The 22,297-nt window shown below is 52.0% G+C and carries 12 protein-coding genes; 7 read left to right on the top strand and 5 right to left on the bottom strand.

The annotated features are described in order from the left end of the window. The first annotated feature begins 419 nt into the window (after positions 1 to 419). From AC3WQT_RS13100 to AC3WQT_RS13075, 6 genes are all read left to right on the top strand, one after another. Positions 420 to 1,856, top strand: a complete 1,437-nt coding sequence (locus tag AC3WQT_RS13100; protein WP_492704395.1) for an MFS transporter — start codon at positions 420 to 422, stop codon at positions 1,854 to 1,856. A gap of 377 nt (positions 1,857 to 2,233) precedes the next feature. Further along, on the top strand, positions 2,234 to 3,217 hold the full coding sequence (locus AC3WQT_RS13095) for a LacI family DNA-binding transcriptional regulator (protein WP_423004601.1): 984 nt from the start codon (positions 2,234 to 2,236) through the stop codon (positions 3,215 to 3,217). A gap of 69 nt (positions 3,218 to 3,286) precedes the next feature. After that, the gene (locus AC3WQT_RS13090; protein WP_492704394.1) at positions 3,287 to 4,516 is read left to right on the top strand and encodes an AGE family epimerase/isomerase; all 1,230 of its coding nucleotides are present in this window, start codon (positions 3,287 to 3,289) and stop codon (positions 4,514 to 4,516) included. Continuing rightward, complete coding sequence (locus AC3WQT_RS13085) at positions 4,506 to 5,420, top strand: carbohydrate kinase family protein (RefSeq protein ID WP_492704393.1); 915 nt, start codon at positions 4,506 to 4,508, stop codon at positions 5,418 to 5,420. The genes AC3WQT_RS13090 and AC3WQT_RS13085 overlap by 11 nt, the downstream gene beginning before the upstream one ends. A gap of 59 nt (positions 5,421 to 5,479) precedes the next feature. Beyond that, positions 5,480 to 6,856 carry a glycoside hydrolase family 47 protein gene (locus AC3WQT_RS13080; RefSeq protein ID WP_492704392.1) on the top strand — a complete coding sequence of 459 codons (1,377 nt, stop codon included), beginning with the start codon at positions 5,480 to 5,482 and terminating at the stop codon, positions 6,854 to 6,856. A 61-nt stretch (positions 6,857 to 6,917) separates the two neighbouring features. Further along, positions 6,918 to 9,350, top strand: a complete 2,433-nt coding sequence (locus AC3WQT_RS13075; RefSeq protein WP_492704391.1) for a GH92 family glycosyl hydrolase — start codon at positions 6,918 to 6,920, stop codon at positions 9,348 to 9,350. Between the two features lie 84 nt (positions 9,351 to 9,434). On the opposite strand, the gene AC3WQT_RS13070 is transcribed toward AC3WQT_RS13075, so the two are convergent. The 5 genes from AC3WQT_RS13070 to AC3WQT_RS13050 all read right to left on the bottom strand — a co-directional run bounded on the left by AC3WQT_RS13070 (position 9,435) and on the right by AC3WQT_RS13050 (position 18,291). Next, positions 9,435 to 10,169 carry a copper homeostasis protein CutC gene (locus AC3WQT_RS13070; protein WP_492704390.1) on the bottom strand — a complete coding sequence of 245 codons (735 nt, stop codon included), beginning with the start codon at positions 10,167 to 10,169 and terminating at the stop codon, positions 9,435 to 9,437. Further along, positions 10,166 to 11,143 carry a glucokinase gene (locus tag AC3WQT_RS13065; RefSeq protein WP_492704389.1) on the bottom strand — a complete coding sequence of 326 codons (978 nt, stop codon included), beginning with the start codon at positions 11,141 to 11,143 and terminating at the stop codon, positions 10,166 to 10,168. The genes AC3WQT_RS13070 and AC3WQT_RS13065 overlap by 4 nt, the downstream gene beginning before the upstream one ends. 1 nt (position 11,144) lies before the next feature. After that, positions 11,145 to 13,589 carry a glycoside hydrolase family 31 protein gene (locus tag AC3WQT_RS13060; RefSeq protein ID WP_492704388.1) on the bottom strand — a complete coding sequence of 815 codons (2,445 nt, stop codon included), beginning with the start codon at positions 13,587 to 13,589 and terminating at the stop codon, positions 11,145 to 11,147. 11 nt (positions 13,590 to 13,600) lie between these two features. Beyond that, positions 13,601 to 16,273 carry a beta-mannosidase gene (locus AC3WQT_RS13055; protein WP_492704387.1) on the bottom strand — a complete coding sequence of 891 codons (2,673 nt, stop codon included), beginning with the start codon at positions 16,271 to 16,273 and terminating at the stop codon, positions 13,601 to 13,603. 113 nt (positions 16,274 to 16,386) lie between these two features. Next, positions 16,387 to 18,291, bottom strand: coding sequence for a beta-N-acetylhexosaminidase (locus tag AC3WQT_RS13050; RefSeq protein WP_492704386.1), 1,905 nt, complete (start codon positions 18,289 to 18,291; stop codon positions 16,387 to 16,389). An 873-nt stretch (positions 18,292 to 19,164) separates the two neighbouring features. Between AC3WQT_RS13050 and AC3WQT_RS13045 the strand changes: the two genes are divergently transcribed. Then, on the top strand, positions 19,165 to 22,287 hold the full coding sequence (locus AC3WQT_RS13045) for a TonB-dependent receptor (protein WP_492704385.1): 3,123 nt from the start codon (positions 19,165 to 19,167) through the stop codon (positions 22,285 to 22,287). Positions 22,288 to 22,297 lie beyond the last annotated feature (10 nt).

The following is a 22,297-nucleotide window of genomic DNA, read 5'->3' as shown; positions in this document are numbered from 1 at the left end:
AGCTACCTTAAAACCAAACTGGTACAAATCGCAAGCAACGGCACAGCTTAAGACAAATCATCTGGATCTGAAAGCGCTGGGATTGGAAGGAATGTACGACTGGGTGGCAGCTTTCACTGGAAAGTTGGAAGGCGGATCAAGCTGATCGGATCAATTCAACAGACAAACGAACACTTTTATTGTCAGGAGTTTCTGGCAGGCGTTAGTTTAGTAAAAACCATAAACATCACCCAAATTTAAAACTGGAATTGCACGTCCGTCCATAGAGCGGTATATATACAAACTGCAGTTTCCTAATCAAAGTGCAGATAACAGCGATTGCTACCGTCGCATCCGGACAAAACTACCAAATCGAAAAGGGAAAAACAAAACCTGGCAAGTGCAACATGTGCAGTCAAACCTAAACTACTTATATCACTATGCATGCGACTAATACAAAAACACAATGGGGACAATTTTTACCACTGGTGACAGTGTTCTTCTTCTGGGGATTCGTTGCTGCCAGCAATGATATTCTCATCCCCGTCTTTAAAGAAGCCTTTCATCTCAGCCAGGAGCAAAGTCAGCTCGTGTCTCTGGCTTTCTATGTAGCATATACTGTGGGCTCGCTCATTTATCTGGCAGTTTCACGCGTCATCGGTGTGGATCTGGTCAATAAGCTGGGTTACAAGAACGGGTTGGCGCTCGGATTATTGATTTCTGCGGCAGGTACTCTGCTATTTTTGCCAGCAGCCAATACAGGTTCATTCCCCTTGATGTTGTCGGGATTGTTTACTGTGGGCTTGGGCTTTTCACTGCAACAGACCGCTGCCAACCCCCTGGCAATCGCCTTGGGATCAACTGAGACAGGTTCGCAAAGGCTGACTCTGGCGGGTGGGGTAAACAATTTTGGCACCACGATAGGCCCGCTCATCGTCAGTTTTGCAATATTTGGTGCGCCGACGAGTATGAACCGTCAGCTCAGCATAGAAAGTGTCAAGTTTCCGTATCTGATGCTGGGTGCGGCTTTTTTGTTGGTCGCCATCATGCTCAAGTTCTCGTCCCTGCCTGACCGTCCTGCCATGCAGGTCAATGAAGAAGCCGGGCATGCATCGGACAGGCAATCGGCACTGCAATTCCCGCAATTGGTCATGGGCATGCTGGCCATTTTTGTGTATGTCGGGGTGGAGGTGTCCACTGCCAGCAATTTGCCAGCCTACATGGAAAGCAAGCTGGGCTTGCAAACAAAGGATGTGGCGCCGTTTATTTCTCTTTACTGGGCCAGTCTGATGATAGGACGCTGGACAGGCGCAGTTGAAGCCTTTGATTTGCGGGCTGGGCTGGGAAAGCTGCTTAAATTCCTAGCTCCTTATCTGGCTTTCAGCGTATTTTTGCTGGTAAACGCGATAGCCCAGCATGAGCTCAGTCATTTCTATGTATATGCCGCCATCGTGCTGATATTGATCGCTGCTGACATGCTGAGTCAGGGTAATCCCGCCAAAATGCTGGGTATCTTTTCCCTGCTGGGAGTTGCCGGCCTGCTCGTCGGCATGAGTACCACAGGCATGGTCAGCGTCTACGCTTTCACCAGCATAGGTTTGTTTTGCAGTACCCTATGGCCCTGCATCTTTACCCTGGCTATCAGCGGCCTGGGCAAGCACACAGGGCAGGGTAGCAATTACCTGATCATGATGATCATGGGAGGCGGTATAGTCAGCTGGTTGCAGGGATTTGTGGCCGACAAAATAGGCATACAAATGAGTTACCTGGTGGGGGTAATCTGCTTTGCCTACCTGGCATTCTATGCCTGGAAAGTGCAAGGCATATTGCGTGCGCAAGGTATCAAGCTGGGTAAGACCAGTGTAGCCGCACACTAGAATTGCTGGTTTTGATTTGTATGGCGCGCCATGTCTGGTGCGCCATTTTTTTTTGAGCCAAGTGAGCAATGTGCGTTTTTGTCACCTTGTTTACTAAAATTAATAAACTAAGGCAATTTGCCCGCAGTTGATTGACCCTCGATTTTGCCGCCTGTATAAAAGAGTTACTCTGTAAAACACAGCATTTCCTGGCGATTTCTATTTTTTTTACGAACTGATCCGTTTATTAAACCTGCCTTTAATGACACATGTGCAGCAGGTAAGCGTGGCAGGCTTGATGATATTGATAAACGCAAAAACGAATTAAATGCAATAAACATGATGAATGCCCGCTTTCCAGATATTGAAACTGACATAACCAGTAAGGAGTTCACTTCATGAGTGTGACCATACGCGATATTGCACAGGCTACCGGACTGTCGATTGGTACGGTATCACGCGCATTGAAGAACCAGGGGGGCTTGACCGAAGCCACACGCGTGCGTATCAGCAAAGTGGCGCGTGAACTGGGCTATGACTTTAGCAATCTCAAGCAGGGGCGGATCAGGCGTATTGTTTTTCTCCTGCACCGCCAGCACAATACCCTGGCAAGCAGTCCCTTTTACTCTCCAGTATTGCATGGTGCAGAAGAAGCTTGCCGCAGGGAAGGGATCGTACTTTCATTTGTGGCGGTTGGACCCTCAGAACCAGTGATGGAGCAGATACGCCTGCACCAGCCTGACGCGATTTTGTGTGCCGGTTTTTTTGAACCCGAGTTGCTACAAGCCCTACTGCACACCAGCAAGCCTATCGTGCTGGTGGACATGCGTTTGCGCGGCTACACCTCAATCAATCCCGACAACCGGCTGGGCGGATTTCTCGCTACCCGTCATCTGATACAGTCAGGCCGAAAACGTATTGCCATGATATCAGGGCCGCTGGCACATTTCAGTATTCAAGAGCGTGCACGTGGTTTCCGCCAGGCTCTGTATGAATCCAAGACATTGGCAGATCCTAGCCTCGAAGTCAGCATCCCAGACCCCAGTAATATTGAAAATGGCGTGCGTGAAGCCATGCGGGAACTGCTGAGCCTGACCCGCCCTCCTGATGCCGTATTTTGCTACAACGATAGCGCCGCTCTGACAGCACTGCATTACTGTCTTGACCTTGGCATGAAAGTGCCCCATGACATTGCCATTGTTGGCTTTGATGACATCAGTGCCGCCGCCAAGTCGATTCCTCCATTGAGTAGTATCAGGGTGAACAAGGAAGCACTCGGTGCCTCCGGTGTGGATTTACTGATACGCAAACAAACTGACGAGATAGTAGAAAAGACCCTGGCAGTTGAACTGATCGTGCGCGAAAGCAGTTGCGATGATTAGATTTAACACTTGGCTGTAACGCCTGGCTGTAAAAATTTTTGGCCCTTATTGACCACTACCCATATTCGTATGCATCCTTTTCCTGACTTCAAATCAATTTCTGTCCTGACTGACCATATCAGTGACACACTGAATTTTTACTATCCGCGTAGTGTTGATGCCAGTGGCGGCTTCTATCATTACTTCAAAGATGATGGCAGTATTTATGATAGCCAGAGCCGCCATCTGGTCAGCAGTACCCGCTTTGTCTTTGTGTATGCCATGGCCTATCGTCATTTTGACAATCCGGCTTATCTGGAACAAGTCAGGCATGGCGTGGACTTTTTGCGACAAGTACACCGTGCCCCGGTGACTGGTGGTTACGCCTGGCAATTGCGCTGGGAGAACGCCGGCAAGACCATCATCGATGGCGACAATCACTGCTATGGCCTGGCCTTCGTCATGCTGGCTTATGCCCATGCCCTGATGGCTGGTGTAGCAGAGGCGCGCGGCTATCTGGATGAAACCATGGAGTTGATGGAACGCCGCTTCTGGGAGCCACAACATGGTCTGTATGCCGACCAGGCCAGTGCAGACTGGCAGGTTTTGGATAACTATCGCGGTCAGAATGCCAATATGCATGCCTGCGAAGCTCTGCTGGCAGCTTATGAGGCAACGGGTGAGCTGCACTTCTTGCACAGGGCGGAAACCGTGGCACACAATATCACTCAGCGCCAGGCAGCGCTGGCAGACGGCATGATCTGGGAGCACTACGATGCTAACTGGAACATAGACTGGAATTACAACCTGGATGACAAGGCTAATCTGTTCCGCCCTTGGGGATTCCAGCCGGGTCACTTTACCGAGTGGTCCAAGTTATTGCTGCAACTGGAAAACCACGCCCAACATCTGCAACATGATAAGGATTGGTTATTGCCTACTGCCGAAGCCTTGTTCCAGAAAGCGCTGCAATTTGCCTGGGATGAGCAATATGGCGGCATCTGTTATGGCTTTGCGCCCGACGGCAGCATATGTGATGGTGACAAATATTTCTGGGTGCAAGCTGAATCCATGGCTGCCGCAGCCCTGCTGGCAAAACGTACTGGCAAGCAAAGCTACTGGGACAGTTATGAGCATCTGTGGCAATACAGCTGGCAGCACATGATAGATCATGAATTTGGTGCCTGGTTCAGGATACTGTCGCGCGAAAATCACAAGCTCAGTGATGAAAAAAGTCCGGCTGGTAAAGTGGACTATCACACCATGGGTGCCTGCTATGAAATCTTGCGCGTCTTGAAGGAGGAGCAACATGGAAGCTGAATTCCCTGTAATGCTCAGCGCAGGCGAAGCCCTGACCGACATGATTGCTTGCGGCCCCGGCCAATGGCGCAGCGTGGTCGGCGGCTCAACCTGGAATGTGGCCCGCAGCATGGCCAAACTGGGTCTGGCAACTGGCTTTGCAGGCGCAGTCAGCCAGGATTTGTTTGGGCAGGAGCTGGTTCGCGCCAGTGCCGATGCCGGACTGGATTTGCGCTTATTACAGCAATATGATCGCCCGCCATTGTTGGCCATCGTCGGCGAAAGTACGCCACCCAGTTATTTCTTTGTCGGAAGTGATAGTGCAGATCTGCATTTTGACCCGGTACAGTTACCAGTTGGCTGGAGTGCACGTTTGAAATGGGCACACTTTGGCGGCATCAGCCTGGCCCGCCAGCCGCTGGCGGGCAAACTCCTGGGACTGGCGCGCCAGTTGAAGGCGCAAGGTGTACGGATTAGTTATGATCCCAATTTCCGTAACAATATGAACGCCGACTATGATCCCATCCTGCGTGAGATGGGGCAACTGGCAGACCTGATCAAGGTGTCCGATGATGACTTGCGTGGTTTGTTCCGTTGTCAGGATGCTGACCAGGCATTCACGCAACTACGCGCCATCAATCCTGCTGCCACAGTCTTGTACACCCGTGGTGAACTGGGGGCGTCGCTGCATGTCGCAGAAAGGGCATGGCAGGCAGATGCCGTGAAGATAGTCGTAGCCGACACCATAGGTGCGGGTGACGCCAGCATTGCAGGCTTGCTCTACAGCCTGACCATGCACCCAGAAAGAGAGCAGGCCAGCCACCTGCGATTTGCTCTCGCCGCTGGTGCAGCGGCCTGCCTGGCTTCGGGAGCGCAAGCGCCGAGCCTGGAACAAATAGAGACCTTGTATAGAGGTCACGAATAGTGGCCATATTCAGCGCCTTGAAAAAAATAATATCCATATCAGTGATTGAGGAGAACAACATGCGTATCAAACTATTGCCCGGCATATTGCTGGTGGCCGCCTTGGGCATGGCTAACCTGGGCCACGCCGCCAAACAGGAAAACCTGACGGAAAAAGAAGCTGCCCAACTGGCGCTGCAAGTAAAAAAAGAAACCCAACATGCCTGGCAATCCTATAAGCGCTATGCCTGGGGTCAGGATGCTTTGAAACCCGTGAGTAAGTCCGGCCATAACTGGTATGCCCAGTCTTTGTTGATGACTCCGGTAGATGCGCTTGATACCCTGTTGTTGATGGGCCTGAAGAAAGAGGCTGACGAAGCACGTGAGCTGATTGCCAGTAAACTCTCTTTCGACAAGGACATGGAAGTCCAGAATTTTGAAATTACCATACGTTTGCTGGGTGGCTTGTTATCCGCCTATCAGATGACCGAAGACCCAAGATTGCTGGCCCTGGCAACCGACCTGGGTCAGCGCCTGCTGCCTGTGTTTGAATCACCCACCGGCATGCCTTATACCCATGTGAATTTACGCACAGGCAAGGTACGTGGCAAGGTCAGTAATCCGGCTGAAACAGGCACCCTGTTGCTTGAGTTTGGCATGCTGAGCAAGCTGACTGGCAACCCTGTTTTTTATGATAAAGCCAAACGGGCGCTGGTAGCTACGTATGAGCTACGCTCCAAACTGGGCCTGGTCGGGTCAGCCATTGATGTTGAAGCTGGCGTATGGGTCAACAAAGATGCTCACATCGGCGGCGGTATCGATTCTTATTATGAGTACCTGTATAAATGCTGGAAGCTGTTTGCCGACCAGGATTGCAAAACCATGTGGAACAAAAGTATTCCCGGCGTCAACCAGTATCTGGGCGACGAAGTCCGCGGTGAACTCTGGTACGGCCATGCCGACATGGAGACAGGTAGCCGCAAGGCCACACAATATGGCGCACTGGATGCCTTCATGCCAGCTTTATTGGCCCTCGGTGGTGACATGGACAGGGCAAAACGTCTGCAGGATTCCAATTTGAAAATGTGGCGTTTGCATGGCGTAGAACCAGAGGCCCTGAACTACCAGACCATGCAAGTCACATCGCCGGAATATGCCTTGCGCCCTGAGATTATCGAGTCTGCCTATTACCTACACCACTATACAGGTGACAACAAGTACCGCGTCATGGGTAAAGAATTTTTCCTCGACTTTGTCAAGCGTTGCCGTAGCGAGGCAGGGTTTACCGCGCTTAAGGACGTACGCAATGGTAGCCGGGAAGATTCGATGGAAAGCTTTGTGTTTGCCGAAACCTTTAAATATTTTTATTTGCTGTTCGCATCAAAAAAGACCCTTGATTTTGATGCGATCACTTTTAATACAGAAGCCCATCCATTCAAGCTGAACCAAAAGAAATAAAGCAAAAAGATGAAGCTTGCCGCTACCGTAGTGGAGGCAAGACAAAAACACAGGAGACAAATTGAATACACTATCCACCTTCAGGCGTGTGGCCATCTTGGGCATGGTGGCGATACTGGCCAGCGCAAGCAGTATTGCTCACGCAGATACGGCAAAAGACAAAAACTTTCCTGTCAATACTTTTATTGGTACCCAGGATGACGGCAATACCTTCCCCGGTGCAGTCGCCCCCTTTGGCATGATACAACTGAGCCCCATCGGTGAGCACTATTCAGGCTGGCGCTACACCGATCAAAAAATTCGAGGCTTTGGCCATTCGTTTTTGTCTGGTGCAGGTTGTTGGGAGCAGGGTGGGCAACTCTCAGTCCTGCCAGTGACAGGCAGTATCAAGCCCGGCGGTAATTTTGATACAAGTAAGGCTGGTAGTTTTGACCATAAAGTCTATGGTTCTAACTTCACACACGATGGTGAAGTGGGCCATGCTGGTTACTTCAAGGTCAGGCTCACCGACTATGGTGGCATCATTGCAGAGACCACGGCACTCACCAGGGCCGGGGCCGAGCGTTATACTTTTCATGAAACGACTGACACAGGCCACATTCTGGTCAACCTTGGCCAGGCAAATGAGCGTCACTCTGTTGTTGGTAGTCATTTGCAAGTGGTAGACAGCCATACGCTGGAAGGCAAGATAGTCACACGCAGTTTCTGCGGTGGTGCGCAATACACGACCTGGTTCAGGATGGAATTTGACCAGGCTTTCCGTAGCCATGGCATCTGGGATGAAAGCGGCGGCACCGAAGCCAGCATGCAATTGAGCCAGCAAGGTGACAGCAAGCCGCATGGTGCCTGGCTAAGTTTTGACCTGAAAGCTAACAAGGCGGTTACGGCCATCAGCGCCATTTCACATGTCGATGCAGAAGGTGCAAGACGAAATTTGCGGGCAGAAGGCAAAGCCAATGGCAAGCTGCGCAGCTTTGACAATATGCGCAAGCAGGCGCAAGACGAGTGGAACAAGGAACTGTCAAGCATACGTATAGAAGGTGCCAACACCGATGACCGGACTGTCTTCTATACCGCACTTTACCATGCGTTGCTACAACCACTGACAGGCAATGACACTGATGGGCGTTACCGTGGCTATGACGATGTCATCCATAAAGTCGATAACGGTAACTACTACGAATTCTTTTCGCTGTGGGACACTTATCGCGCCCAGAATCAGCTTATCGCTTTGCTGCGCCCAGCCAGAGCACGTGATATTGCTGACTCCGTCTTGAAGATACAAGAGCAGGCTGGCTGGTTGCCACGTTGGGGCTATGCGAATTTTGAATCGAATGTCATGACGGGCGACCCGGTCACGCCTTTTATGGCCGACTTGTGGCGTTACGGTGCCCTGGCCGGCAAGGAAAAAGCTGCCTACGCGGCATTACGCCAGAATGCCTTTGAAGTGCCCAGCTTCAAACTGCGCTCAGAAGGTCGGGCAGGCAATCCGCAATATTTGCGCGATGGTTTCGTGCAATACGACAAGGGCTTCAGGGCCAAGGGTATGGATGTAGACCCGCATCATGGCGGCTCGGCGACCCTGGAATATGCTGCAGCCGATGGCGCACTGTCTTACATGGCAGAAGCATTGGGCGAAAAGGCAGACGCCGCCATATTGCGTCAGCGTGCGCAAAACTGGCGCAAGCTGTGGGACAAGGATGCTGCTGACAAGGAACTGGGCTTCAGGGGCTTTCCGCGTCCACGGCTGGAAAATGGCAACTGGTATACAGAACTGCAAGGCCATTACAACCCGCGCGCCGAGCATGGTTTTCATGAAGGCACGGCCTGGCAGTATCAATGGCTGGTGCCGCAGGATGCGCAAGCCCTTTTTGCTGCTATGGGCGGGCGTGAGGCGGCAGCCAGGCGCCTGGATGCCTTCTTTGCCTTTGATGAAATCGAGAAAAACGATTACCAGGCTGTGCGCAAGGACTGGGTCGTGGGGCCATATAGTTATTATAATCAGTATCGCTACAACCCCAATAACGAACCGGATTTGCATGTGCCATGGATGTATACCCTGGCAGGCCAGCCCTGGAAAACCACGACCGTCCTGCGCGCTGCCGAAACCCTGTTCAGCAATGCCCCGAATGGTGTAACTGGTAACGACGATCTTGGCACCATGTCAGCGTGGTATATTTTCAGCAGCCTGGGTATCTATCCCTGGATGCCGGGCAGTGGTCAGTTCTTGCTGCATGCGCCTAAATTTTCCAAAGCCGATATCGATCTCGGGAATGGCAAGACTCTCAGCATAGACAGCAAGGCTGCAGCGCGCACCCCCGTACGCTATATCCGCCAGGCGCAGTGGCAGGGCAAGCCTTTGTCGCAAGTGTGGCTATCCTGGGAGCAGATACAAGCTGGCGGCAAACTCAGCCTGGACTTGAGCAGTGACGACAAGGCCAAATCCTGGGGTAGCAGTTTGCAGGCATTGCCTCCAGGTGCGCTGGATAAATAATAAGGATAGCTAAAATTTCTTTGACGCAGCAAGCTTAAAAGCAGGACAGCCCCCGGTCCTGCTTTCTTTTTTCCTGCTTGTATATCAGCAATCCAGTTGATCCAGCACCTGGCGTAGCGTCCTGACGATATGGGTTTGTGTTTCCAGAAAATCCGGCGCAAGTCCGTGCAATTTTCTTTTGTGATGTACCGTTCCAAAATGCGGGCCACTGGCTGAGGCATGTACCTCCGTGACACCACTTGCTGCCAGTACGGCGGCGAGATTCTCCGGCCTGATGCCTGCACCAGCCATGATGCTTATTCGTTTGTTTGCCTGACGCACCAGGCTAGCGAGCTGTGCCTGCCCCAGGAGGGCAGAGTCCGCCATACCTGAGCTCAAGATGCGTTCAAAGCCAAGCGCGATAATCTCCTCCAGGCTTTGCTCAGGCGCGGCGCAAAGATCAAAGGCGCGATGAAAAGTCAGTGACATATTGCCAGCCGCTACGTGCATGGCATGGCAGAATTTACTATCTATACTCCCTTCAGCATCCAGTGCGCCGACCACCACGCCATCACAGCCCAACTGTAAACAGTTTTCTATATCGTAGAGCATGGCTTCACGCTCGGCTTCGGTATAGATAAAATCGCCTGAGCGTGGCCGTATTAATACATGGATGGGAATTTGCAAACGTTCACGTGTAATTGCGATAGTGCCATGGGAAGGTGTGGTACCGCCTTGCTCGAGATGAGCGCAAAGCTCTATGCGATCTGCACCACCGGCCTCGGCGGCCAAGGCAGACTCTATCGAATTCGCGGCAATTTCCAGCAGCACGCTTGTCATCCCTGACTCTCCTGCCTGTACCAGTGGGCCGCACCCAGCAAGGCTAGCTGCCCAGGTTCTATCAGATAGACCGGGATGTTTTCCACCACGGCCCGCATCACACCCTTGTTCAGGAAGCGATTCCTGAATTCACTTTTTTGTATCAGTTCACTGATTTGTGTGGGGATACCGCCCGCCAGATAGACTGTCTGCGCCCCATAATAAATCGCCAGGTCGCCCAGCAGGCTGCCCAGCATGCCGCAAAACATCTCTACGGCTTGCTGGGCTATGCTGTCTTGTTTGGCGATGGCAGCGGCGCTGACTTCAGCAGGGGTTGCCAGAGAACTGGTTTGACCCTGGATGAGCGCGAGTGTGCGATATAGACGCAACAAGCCAGGGCCAGACAAGAACATTTCATTATCGATGTAGGGCGTGGATTTCCAGCATTGCGCAAGCAGTAATGCCTCTTGTGGATTGCCAGCCGTCAGTGCTGCATGGCCAGCTTCCGTCGCCAGTACCAAAGGAGGTGGTCCAGGCAACCAGACCGCTGCGCCCAGCCCGGTTCCTGGCCCTACCACAAGCACAGGACCAGCCAGCGCTGGAGTATTGCCCTGATTGAGTATGACCGCGTTCGCTGGATTGATGAGTGGCACCGACCAGGCGAGTGCTGCAAAGTCATTCACGAAACGCAGTTGCGCAAGACCGCTCTCCCGCATGGTTTGCCTGCGAGAGACCGGCCAGGGCAAATTGCTGTTACGTACCCGGTCTTCTTCAATCACACCAGCAATAGCGATACTGGCATGGTTGAATTGCTGCCGCATCATTTCGCTATAGGCCCAAATAATGGCAGCCAGGCTGGAATAGTCTGCGCAGGCAAAGTGATGATAATCCCTGATCTCGGGCTCGCCATGCGGGTTTATCCCGGCAATGGCAAAACGGGCATGGGTGCCCCCTACATCAGCGACGATCAGTTTGCTCGATGACAGGCTGGCCATATCAATACCTGAGCGTGATTTTTCCGGTGCGGTTGGCGACCGTCACACCAGGCAAACTCAACTCTTTATCCTCCTTGCCGAGAAAGCCAACCCGGCGCATCTGCACAGGGAGAGTCTCGCCATCAAGCTCTACACTGGTGATGCCCTGGAAGCCGTGAAAGTAGATTTCCAGCTTGCGGAATTTGGAGGCATATTTTCCATCTGCCGCATCGAATTGTATTTCCTTGCGCTCAGGTATGAAGCTGATCTGGCGTTTGTAGTAATCCCCATTTTGATAGGCATAGGATTTGCCGTCATCTTCGTAATAACTGATGACGTTGCCTTGCTGTCCGTGATACACATGGATGAACAAAGTGTCTTCCGGTTGTTGCGCGGTGCTTTGTACCAGCGACTGCATGGGCACGATGCTGCCAGCCTTGACATAGACTGGCAAGCGGTCCAGTCGCAACTCTAGGGCTTTGGCTTGCTTGCCATGTTCCAGCTTGTCACTGTACAAGTCATACCAGTCACCCTGAGGTAGGTAGAGGCGGCCAAATTCCTTGTTGCTGGCGAAAGGTGCAACCAGGAAAGCATCGCCAAACATATACTGGTTTTGGTAATGCCTGCTATAGACTTGTTCATCGTGGGTGTAATCTATCGCCAGTGAGCGCATCAGGGGCAGGCCGGAGTTGCTAGCCTGGTAAAAGCTGGAGTACAGATAAGGCATGAGCCGGTAACGCAAATTAATATAATTGCGGCTGATGTTGAGCACGTCTTCGCCATAAGTCCATGGTTCAGACGAGCGGCTGTCACTGGCAGCATGGTTGCGGAAGTAGGGCGTGAAAGCACCTATCTGCATCCAGCGCGCATACAGGCCAGGTGTGGGTGTACCGGTGAAACCACCGATATCCATGCCGGTAAATGGCATGCCACTCAGGCCCAGGCTATTGAGCAGACGTACACCCAGCAACATATGATCTTCATCTGCCGTATTGTCGCCCGTCCAGATCGCCGCGTAGCGCTGCAAGCCAGCATAACCTGAGCGCGACAGGGTGAAGGGGCGCTCTCCCGTGGCCTGCTTCATCCCCTCATGGCTGGCCCTGGCCATTTCCAGCGCATAGACATTGCGGCCCTGCTTGTGGGTAGTGAGGTGACCATCATAATCGAAAAGGATATTATTGGGCATTTTCTGGCCCCAGGTGGATATCTCGTTCATGTCATTCCATAAACCTGCAACCCCCTGTTTTGCATAGCTGGCGACTTCAGCCTGCCACCAGGCTCGGGTCGCAGGGCGGGTAAAGTCAGGGAAATACACCCAGCCTGGCCACACTTCGCCAGCATAGGGCGCGCCATCGGCATAGCGTAGAAATACATCCTGCTGCATGCCACGTGCATAAGTGCCATAGCCTGGGTCTATCTTGATGCCGGGGTCAACAATCACGGTGGTTTTGAAACCCAGCGCGGCCAGCTTGTCTGTCATGGCCCTGGGGTCGGGGAATGCCTGCTTGTCCCAGCTGAATACCCGGTAGCCATCCATGTAGTGGATATCGAGGGTGATGCCGTCCGCCGGGATTTTCTTTTCGCGCAAGGTATTCGCTATCCGCATCACTTCTGCTTCGGGATAATAAGACCAGCGGTTTTGCTGATAACCCAGGCTCCATAAGGGTGGCAAGGGCATGCGCCCGGTCAGGTCTGTATAGGCGCGGATAATGTCTGCCACTCGGGACTGGAAAATGAAGTAATAATTAAGTTCACCACCTTGAGCCGAAAATGAAGAAAATCGCCGGTTGCTGGCCCCAAAATTGAAATCAGTCTGGTAGCTGTTGTCAAAGAAAATTCCATAACTCATACCATGATGTATGCCTATATAGAAAGGGATGCTGGCATACAGGGGGTCGGTTTCTCCGGTATAGCGAAAGGCATCGGTATTCCAGTTGGTATAGGCGCTGCCACGTCTGTCGAGGTTGCCGGTTTTTTCACCCAGTCCGATAAAACGCTCGCCTTCTTGCAGTGTTTTGTAGCTGCTAACTTCATCACCTATCCAGGCATTGGACAAGCCAGCTTCATCCTGGTTGATGAGCATGCCATCAGGTGTTTCAAATCGCACAGAAAATGGCCGCTTCTGTATCTGTACCTGCAATGCAGCTGTCTTCAGGGTCAGCTTGTCTTCATGCTCACTGAGCTGAAAATCCGTCTTGTCGGGCTTGCCGACGACGGCATAAGAGAAATCCGGCGCCAAGGCTTTCTTGTCCATGCGCAACCGTATGACACCGGGTGCGAATACCGTCAGCGCAACGTCTGCATGCTCGGTTTTTATCACTACGCCGTTGGCATTACGCGTGAATGATGTCAGCTTCCCTGCCTGTATGACGGTTTGGGCCGAGGCTTGATTTAACTCCAGCAACAGGCAGGCACTGCATAGCAGGATAGACACGGTAGTTTTTAGATTGAGCAATTTTCTTCGCATGTGATTTTTCTTTAAGGAGACGTAGTTTGAAGCTGGGCCAGATGACGTATGCGCAAGCTAGCGCGCAAAGTAACCAGGCTTTGCACACTGTCCAGCCGCAGGGAAATGCTTTCGCCAGGAAGTAATGTCAGGGCATTGTCCGACAAGTGTGCTTGATGCTCGCCAAAATCCAGCCAGACTGCACGCGCCAGCTTGTCCGCGCGCAAGTCCAGACGATAATGGTCAGCGTCGGCGACAATAGTTGCTTCTAGCCCCGGATCTGGTAATTGCATGTGTTTCGATGCCTGTAAATAGGCAATGCTGCGGGCGATGCTTTTGCCATCTTTCATCAATTCGACCACGACATAGGTGGTTTTGGTATCCGTTGTGGCTGGCAAATCTGTATCCTTGATTTGCGCCAGTTCCATGGCGCTGTTGGCAGGCAACTTGAATGGCTGGGTTTCGTCACGCAAGACCTTGCCATGCACGTCCATGATGCGCAGCCGCCATGCCAGGTTTAGCTCTTGCTGCAAATCGGAGATCACGCTCAGGCGGGTGGCCTCCTTGTCATGCAAGGCGGCGATGGTCAGTGGTGCGAAAAATCGCCTGGCGTGGAAATGCAAAGCCTTCCAGTGCCCAAAATAATCAACGCTGGACCATGAGGCACCTGGCCACACATCATTCAGTTGCCAGTACAGCGAGCCCATGGTGCGCGGCATGCTACTGCGGTGATGCAGGGACGCCATCTCTATGCCTTCTGCCTGCATCAACTGGCTAAGGTAAATAAAATCAGCAAAGCTTTTTGGCTCGTGATAATTGGCGCGTATGTAGAGCAGCAAACGCTGGTTGCCATCTCCCGCCAAGAACTTCTGGTGAGCACGGATCAGCGAGCCATCTATCTTTTGTTCATTACGTGGTACAAAAGCATCGACCGTGCTTTGTACCGGCCAGGCTTGCAAACCAAATTCCGACATGAAACGCGGCGTTTCGGATAAATAAGCTTCGACGGGCTGCGAACCGGCCCACACATCCCAATAATGCTTGTCACCGTTATTGCTGTCATTGGCTTTGTCAGCCAGATCGTTACTGGGTGAGCTGGACCAGTAGGGGACACCTGCACCATACAGCGCGACCTGTTCACGCAAGTCCTTGCCAAACAGGGCGACATAGCCTGCCCAGACATGCTCTGCAAAAATCGGGTTTTCTTCAGCGAGTTTTTTTCCTATGCCCCAGTCCTTCCAGGCAGTTTCTTCTTCATTATTGCCACACCAGAGTACGATGCTGGGGTGGGAACGCAAGCGCAATAACTGCTCCTTTGCCTCGGCAACGACATTTTCACGGAACTTCTTATCATAGCCAGGCACTACGCCACCGCCAAACATGAAATCTTGCCAGAGCATCAAACCCATTTCATCGGCCATATCGTAAAAGGCATCGCTTTCGTAGTAACCGCCGCCCCATAGCCGCAACATATTCATGTTGGCATCTTTGGCTGACTGCAAAATCGCGTGCATTTGTTCAGGCTTGACGCGGTTGGGAAACATATCGAAAGGAATCAGATTGGCACCCTTGGCAAATACCGGCACACCATTGATGACAAAGCCAAATGATTGTCCCCATTGATCATGGTCGCGACGCAGTTCAACCTGGCGCAAACCTGTGCGCTTTTTTATTTCGGCGATCAGTTGCTTGCCCTTTTTCAGATTGAGATTAAAACTGTACAAGGCTTGTTCACCCATACCATGCGGATACCAGCGGCGTGGATTCTCGATCCGTAGTGGCAGCGATAGCTGGTTCTGGCCTTTCCTGATTCTGGCATGCAAGCTCCTGGACATGAGTTGTTTGCCATCCGGGTCAGAGACGCGTAGCTCCAGATCAAGCTGGCCGTCTTTATCTGCTTGCACTTCAAACCTGGCTTGCAGCTCTGCGCTTTGTGCATTGAGCCTGTCTTGCTGTATATGGAAATCCTGAAGCAGGATATCGTCATAACTGACGATCTTTACAGCACGCCAAATACCGGCAGTGACATAGCGTGGCCCCCAGTCCCAGCCATAATGATAGCCTGGCTTGCGGGCGAAATTGCCGGTCATGGCATCACGTGGTTCATCACCAAACGGCGATGGGTAGTTGCCCGCCAGCTTGGTGGGCATGGCCTGCACTTGTGGCAGCAGTCTTTGTATGGGTGAATGAAGAATGACTTTTAATTCATTCTGGCGCTTTTTTAGTAGCGTTTTGGCAGGCAGGACCCAGCGCCGGAAGGCATTTTCTGTCGCTGCAATTTTCTTGCCATTCAAATAGATATCAGCAAATGTATCTATGCCCTCAAACACGAGGTCCTGGTGTTTTGATTTCAGGTGTTTTTCATTCAGGTCAAATTCAAGTTTGTATTCCCAGACGGCATTACCTATCCATTGCAAGCCAGTTTCGGCATCGCCAGCATATGGATCGGTAATCAACTGATGCGTCAGCAAATCCGTATGGACGTGGCCAGGTACTTGTGCCGCATGCCATTGTGTGGCTTTTGCATACTTGGCAGCAGCGGTGTCGTCGGGTAGCAAGCGAAAAGTCCAGTTGCCGGATAAATCCTGCTCACGGGTAGTGGCTGCCCCGGCAGGCGTGAGCATGAACAGGCTGGACGAGGCAGCAAGCAAGGCCAGGCAAGTGCTGTGTACAAATCGCCTGAAGGAATACCGGGAGGTGTTCATATTGAAATCCGATGATGAAAGGAATGAGGGGAGACAGGCTGGCACGGTGACTACCGACGTCCACCATGTGAAATGGCGGACGTTACCGAGATCCCATGCAGTACATAGTCAACTTATTTTTGCGCAATGCCTGGAGAGCGAATGACACTGCGCTGTATGGGACTGTGCCTGCCATCGGGGCTGACCGTCAGCACTTGTACGAGGCTATCCTGACCTGGCTTGACAACGACTATCAGCGGGCGGAGATATTGGGCCGAGCTGGTATCGGGTACAGTGCCGTCAACGGTGTAATACATCTTGCTGCCCGCCACAGGCGAGTGCAGGGTCAGCGTATGTGTTTTATTTGTCGCATTGACTTGTGCCGGCAGGCCAGTTGGCCGGGGAATGCGATATGCCAGTCTTGCTTGCTGCAATCTGGGATAGTGGGCCGCCAACCTTTTTTCAAAGCTGGCGTACTCTTTTCCTTGCTGCGCAGTCCATGCCACTTCTGCCATCGCCAGCAGACGGGGATAGACCATGTATTCAATCATCTCTGGTTTGCTCAGGTATTCAGTCCAGATATTGGCTTGCACACCCTTGATATGATGCTGTTCTTCGCCTTTGAGCGCGGCAGGCACGGGGTTGTAGGCATACACTTTTTCTATCGGCAATTCACCGCCCAGTTCCCATGACTCCTGTTCTTTCGGCCCTTGGCCTGCATCGAAATAGCAGTGACTGGTCGGACTCATGATTACATCATGGCCTTGCCTTGCTGCCGCGATGCCACCATCTTCGCCACGCCAGGACATGACGGTGGCATTGGGAGCCAGGCCACCTTCCAGAATTTCATCCCAGCCTATCAGGCGCTTGTTTTTGCTGTTAATGAATTTTTCTATGCGGCGGATAAACCAGCTTTGCAATTCTTCTTCATTCTTCAAGCCCTCCCTGCGCATGACTTCCTGTGCAAGCGGACTTTTCTTCCAGCGTGCTTTAGGGACTTCATCACCACCGATATGCAGGTACTGGCCAGGGAATAAAGCCATGACCTCGGTCAGCACGTTTTCCAGGAAATGGAAGGTGGCCTCGCTGGGACAAAAGATATCTTCAAATATACCCCAATTAGTCGCCACATCAAATGGCCCTGGAGTACAGGCCAACTCAGGGTAAGCTGCCAAGGCAGCCTGGGCATGACCTGGTAATTCTATTTCTGGCACCACCGTGATATGGCGGGCAGCAGCATAGGCAACGACTTCCTTTACCTGCTCCTGGGTATAAAAGCCACCATAGGGCTTACCATCGCCTATGTAAGGTTCTACATGGCGCTTTAGCGTACTTTCCTTGCGCCAGGCACCCACTTCTGTCAGTTTGGGATAGGCTTTGATTTCTATGCGCCATCCCTGGTCTTCTGTCAAATGCCAGTGAAAAGTGTTCATTTTGTAGAATGCCATCTGGTCGAGGAATTTTTTGATAAATTCTACCGATACCATATGTCGCCCCACATCCAGATGCATGCCGCGCCAGAGAAATCGGGGAGTGTCAGCAATGTTAACGGTGCGCAGATGGGCGACAGGACTTGTCTTGGCTGGCATCATTTGCAGCAAGGTTTGCATGCCATAGAACTGACCTGCTGCTGAGCCTTTCAACTCTATGGAATACGGATTTACCGTTAGCGTATAGGCTTCATCCTGATTTTGCTTATGAGCTACCGTGTTCAGCGCACCTGTTTCAGTTTTTAAGAGCAGATAGTTGCCATCGTCCTTGCCAGGCAGTCTTTGTAGCACGACCAGCCTGAAACCCAGCGTCTGCTCCAGTCTGTCATTCAATAGGTCCGCATTCAACAATGCTGCAGCATCGCTGACGAAGAGCCTGGTTTTGCCAGACAGGCTAAAACTGCCTTGTCCCAGTTGTTGATTAGCGGGCTTGGGAATAATTGCCAACTCGACGGGTTTTTGAATTGGCTTTTCTCCCTGCCCCGCAAATGCGTTTGCACAGAAGATACTGCTGCAAAGTGTCAGAACTGCCAAAACCTGGTAGGACATTGCGGGACTCCAATCAAGCTGAAATGAAAGCCAGGGCAGGGTGCCGGTTGGCTGAAATACCTAAACAACGTCAAGGAATGATGCTTAAATAAATGTAAGGGGACCGTGTACTTGCTCACGCCAACATGAAATGGGCTAGATTGTGTTGCTGCATTTTCATAGCCTCTTTACCGTGGTTTAATAAACGCAAAGACTCTGTTTTTTGCCGTTTTCGTGTTTGCATCAAGTTTTTTTCTTAATGATATTTATATCGCGTCGAATTATTTACTTCAAATGAATCAAGAAAATGCGTGTTTGTTTATAAAGTTCACTAAACAAAAGAACTGCTCTTTAGATAGAAGACTCACTCGCCGCATCTTTGGTGGCGCAGTGCAAACTCGTTTGGAGTGTGAATTTCGTATTCCTGTCATGCTCAACTTAAGCAGTTCGTGCAAGTAAAACACTTGTGACAGTATTGCTTGCCCATCTCACTCTCCAATTTTACGCGTCGCGTATATCTGCTTGATGCTCGCCAATGCGCTGAAGGTTGAGCTGAAGGATCGGGTCTTTCTGTAACTGGTAAATGTGGCAGAATCGCCACACCTGTTCCTCGGCCAGCGTTTACTAATCAAACTAAACTTCACCCTAATTTTGAAATTTTGTTTGAGCGCTGAGTTTTCTTTTGTATAAACATCTCAGGGTGTAATGCGATGCCCGACGACATGCAAATGGTTTTGTGTCGTTTAGTAAATCGTCGGGACTCTCACTAATTTGCGTTACCCGCAGATTGGGAAAGCGAACAAATGCGGAAGGTAACCGCTTGTTCCACGAATGAAGGGAACCCTGCCAGCGCCATATAACAAGCCCGTCGTTGGGCATAACCAGGAGACATACATGAGCTTCAGAACACATCTCGCTTCACACCAGCGCCGTTACCGCGCAACACCCATTGCATTGGCAGTGGGAGCCGCTCTGCTGGCCCTTTCCACTGCCCACGCACAAACTGCACCAACTGAAAAAACGGCAGAGAAGTCGGCAGAGACTCCGGCCGACACCAAACAGCCGGCCTCAGTGGTCGTGACCGGCTATCGTTATGCTATCGAGAAAAGCCTTGATCAAAAGCGTTCAGCCAACGCCATTGTTGAAGTTGTCACCGCTGAAGATGTAGGCAAATTTCCTGATAAAAACGTGGCTGATGCATTGCAACGCGTGCCGGGCGTCATCGTTAACCGCAGTGGAGGCGAGGGTAAAAATGTCAGCGTTCGTGGTTTGTCGTCTGAGTTGACGCTGACGCAGTTGAATGGCAATTACATCGCCACTGCAGAATCCAACGGCGACCCTACACGCTCATTCAACTATATGTTGATGCCCTCGAATATGCTTTCAAGTGCTGAATTGTACAAGACACCGGAAGCGCGTCTAGATGAAGGTGGCATAGGTGGCACGGTGATCCTGCGCACGCGCCGTCCGCTGGAAGTCAAGTCCAATAGTGGTTTTGTCTCAGCCGAAGGGACCTGGGCCGACACCAGTAAAAAGGTCGACGGCCAGTTCTCAGGTCAGTATGCATGGCATGATGAAGACAATCGCCTGGGCGTGCTGGTCGGCTATACCCAGCAAAAACGCACCACGCGCACCATGGGGGCCAGTACAGAAAACTGGCAATGGTATGCAGACAACTACAAGACCCATCCAGCAGTCGATGTCAATGGTGGGCCATCTGGCCTGAATTCCAAATGGTGGGGGCAGTCTGGTTTTTACGACCAGAGTGGCAAGTACTATACTAATTTCATGATGCCTACCTCGGTCAATCTTGATGTCAAGAACGAGGACCGCGAACGCAAAGGCGGGCAATTGACGCTGCAATTCAAACCGGTGCGTAACCTTAATCTGACGGCTAACTACTTCCGTTTCGATCTGTCGCAAAACTCGCAGACTAATACACTGAAGGTGCCGGAATGGAACCTGGCCCGCTATGACGGTGACGGCAACTGGCCCGGTGGCCGCATGCTTGACGGCCTGACTTTCGACCGTAGTGGTACCATCGTCACTGGCGCGCAATACAGTGCCCGCCCTGGCAAGACTTACTATTGCAGTGGCGATGCAGCGGCTGCAGGCGGCATCAAAAATACGGGCGGTTTCGGTCCGGACGACTGCACCATACCAACACCGCAAATCACCGGCAGCTACAACCGTGAACGCTCGTTGTCGCAGACTGCCGACTTTGAAGCCGAATGGCGCGGCACATCGGTCGACGCTACCTTCAAGGGCGGTCGCACCTGGGCTAGCGGTGGTCCAGAGATGCAATTTACCATGCCGATCAAACCGCGCATGCAAAACGCAGATAGCAGCTGGACACTGGGTAACTACGCCAGCGCCTGGAGTACGGTCGGTACGCCGACTATGGTGTTCTCGCCTCAACTGATGGCGAACATGCAAAAAGGCATAGGCGAAATCGACCTTGGCTCAACGTCGTCGTCGTGGACCAAGAACAGTACCGAGCAAAAGTACGCCCAGGCTGATTTCACCTGGCATACAGATGGCAACTGGCTTGATTCCTTGCAGTTTGGTGTCAAGTACCGTGACGGTGGCACCCACCGCAGCACCGGCAACAATTACTGGGCCTGCAAGGGCACTGATGGCAGCAACTACGACAACCGCTACCAGGCCGGCTGCGATTCCAGCGCCTCCAAGTTCCAGCCCGGTTTCCTGTACCCGACATCGCTGGACAATATTGCAGGCGGCTTTAACGCCAGTGCGTTCCCGGCGATCAATTTTCCTGCTTACATCGCTCACTTGAATCAGACTTACGGTGAGATGCGGATGCGAAACGAAGACAACTTCGTCTACAACGTCAATGAGAAGATTACGGCGGCTTATCTGCAGGCCAATATCAAGACCGATCGCTTGCGCGGAAATGCCGGTCTGCGATTGGTACAGACCAAACAGCATGCCGATTCAACTGACCAGGTTGACTACTACAACGATTACTTCTTTAATGGTGCCAATGGCACACCGGCACCATGCCGTCCGGGTGGCTTGCCAGCTGTCGGTGCTCCCGCTGGCTCTGGTTGCATCAGCGGTTATACCACGCTGCCGGAAAGCACTGGACGTAAATCCTCGTTCGTAGTCAGCTCGCTTGATCGTAGCTACACCGACGTACTGCCAAGCTTTAATCTTGCCTATGATCTTCGTGACGATTTGGTGTTGCGCGCAGCAGCTTCCAAGGTAGTGGCGCGGCCAGGCTATGGTGACATCGCATCTCCTGGCAGCTTGAATTACTACAGCCAGGAATATGTCAATGACCGCCGCCTGATCGGTGGTGCCGACCAGCAGGGCTGGTTTGGTCAGGGCAGCAACAAGGCCTTGGAACCGTACAAGGCTACTCAGTTCGATCTCGGTCTGGAATGGTACTTCCATCGTGGCTCTGTGCTGGGTGCAGGCGTGTTCCGCAAGAACGTCAGCAACTTCGCGGTGCCAGTCGTGCTGAGCATGCCCATGGTTGTTGGTGGCAATACTGTGACCGTGCAAAACTACTCGACCAGTGCTGGCGGCCGCGATGCCGTGTCCCAAGGTATTGAATTATATGCGCAGCATACGCTGAAATCTGGTTTGGGCTTCCAGTTCAACTACACCTACAACAATACCAACCAGGCTGCGATCACCCTTGCTGATGGCAAGGAAATCGGCAAGTCGCCGCTGGTTGGCAGCGCCAGGAACCAGACCAATCTCACCGTGTTTTACAGCAATGACAAATACCTGGTGCGCGCTTCGTACAATCGTCGTGGCGAAGTCGTGGGCGGCCTGGTAAATGGCTTGAATGTCTATCAGGACCCTTACAGCCAGCTGGATCTGAATGCAGCGTATAACTTTAATGCGCAGCTCAGTCTGACCGCCTCAGTGCTGAACCTGACCCAGGCAGAGTCGAGTTCCCATCTCGGCAATGACACCAAGGACCGCTTCTACTCCAACAGCTATGCTGGCCGCGTTATATACGTAGGATTGAATTACAAGTTCTGATTTACAAGTT

Source organism: Undibacterium sp. FW305-107 (assembly GCF_058788535.1).
Note: the sequence above shows the minus strand (reverse complement) of the source record. Positions and strands in the feature narration are given on the sequence as shown.

Coding starts and splice junctions, on each gene's coding strand:
- AC3WQT_RS13100 (WP_492704395.1), top strand. CDS start 420: ATGCATGCGACTAATACAAAAACACAATGGGGACAATTTTTACCACTG.
- AC3WQT_RS13095 (WP_423004601.1), top strand. CDS start 2,234: ATGAGTGTGACCATACGCGATATTGCACAGGCTACCGGACTGTCGATT.
- AC3WQT_RS13090 (WP_492704394.1), top strand. CDS start 3,287: ATGCATCCTTTTCCTGACTTCAAATCAATTTCTGTCCTGACTGACCAT.
- AC3WQT_RS13085 (WP_492704393.1), top strand. CDS start 4,506: ATGGAAGCTGAATTCCCTGTAATGCTCAGCGCAGGCGAAGCCCTGACC.
- AC3WQT_RS13080 (WP_492704392.1), top strand. CDS start 5,480: ATGCGTATCAAACTATTGCCCGGCATATTGCTGGTGGCCGCCTTGGGC.
- AC3WQT_RS13070 (WP_492704390.1), bottom strand. CDS start 10,169: ATGACAAGCGTGCTGCTGGAAATTGCCGCGAATTCGATAGAGTCTGCC.
- AC3WQT_RS13065 (WP_492704389.1), bottom strand. CDS start 11,143: ATGGCCAGCCTGTCATCGAGCAAACTGATCGTCGCTGATGTAGGGGGC.
- AC3WQT_RS13060 (WP_492704388.1), bottom strand. CDS start 13,589: ATGCGAAGAAAATTGCTCAATCTAAAAACTACCGTGTCTATCCTGCTA.
- AC3WQT_RS13055 (WP_492704387.1), bottom strand. CDS start 16,273: ATGAACACCTCCCGGTATTCCTTCAGGCGATTTGTACACAGCACTTGC.
- AC3WQT_RS13050 (WP_492704386.1), bottom strand. CDS start 18,291: ATGTCCTACCAGGTTTTGGCAGTTCTGACACTTTGCAGCAGTATCTTC.
- AC3WQT_RS13045 (WP_492704385.1), top strand. CDS start 19,165: ATGAGCTTCAGAACACATCTCGCTTCACACCAGCGCCGTTACCGCGCA.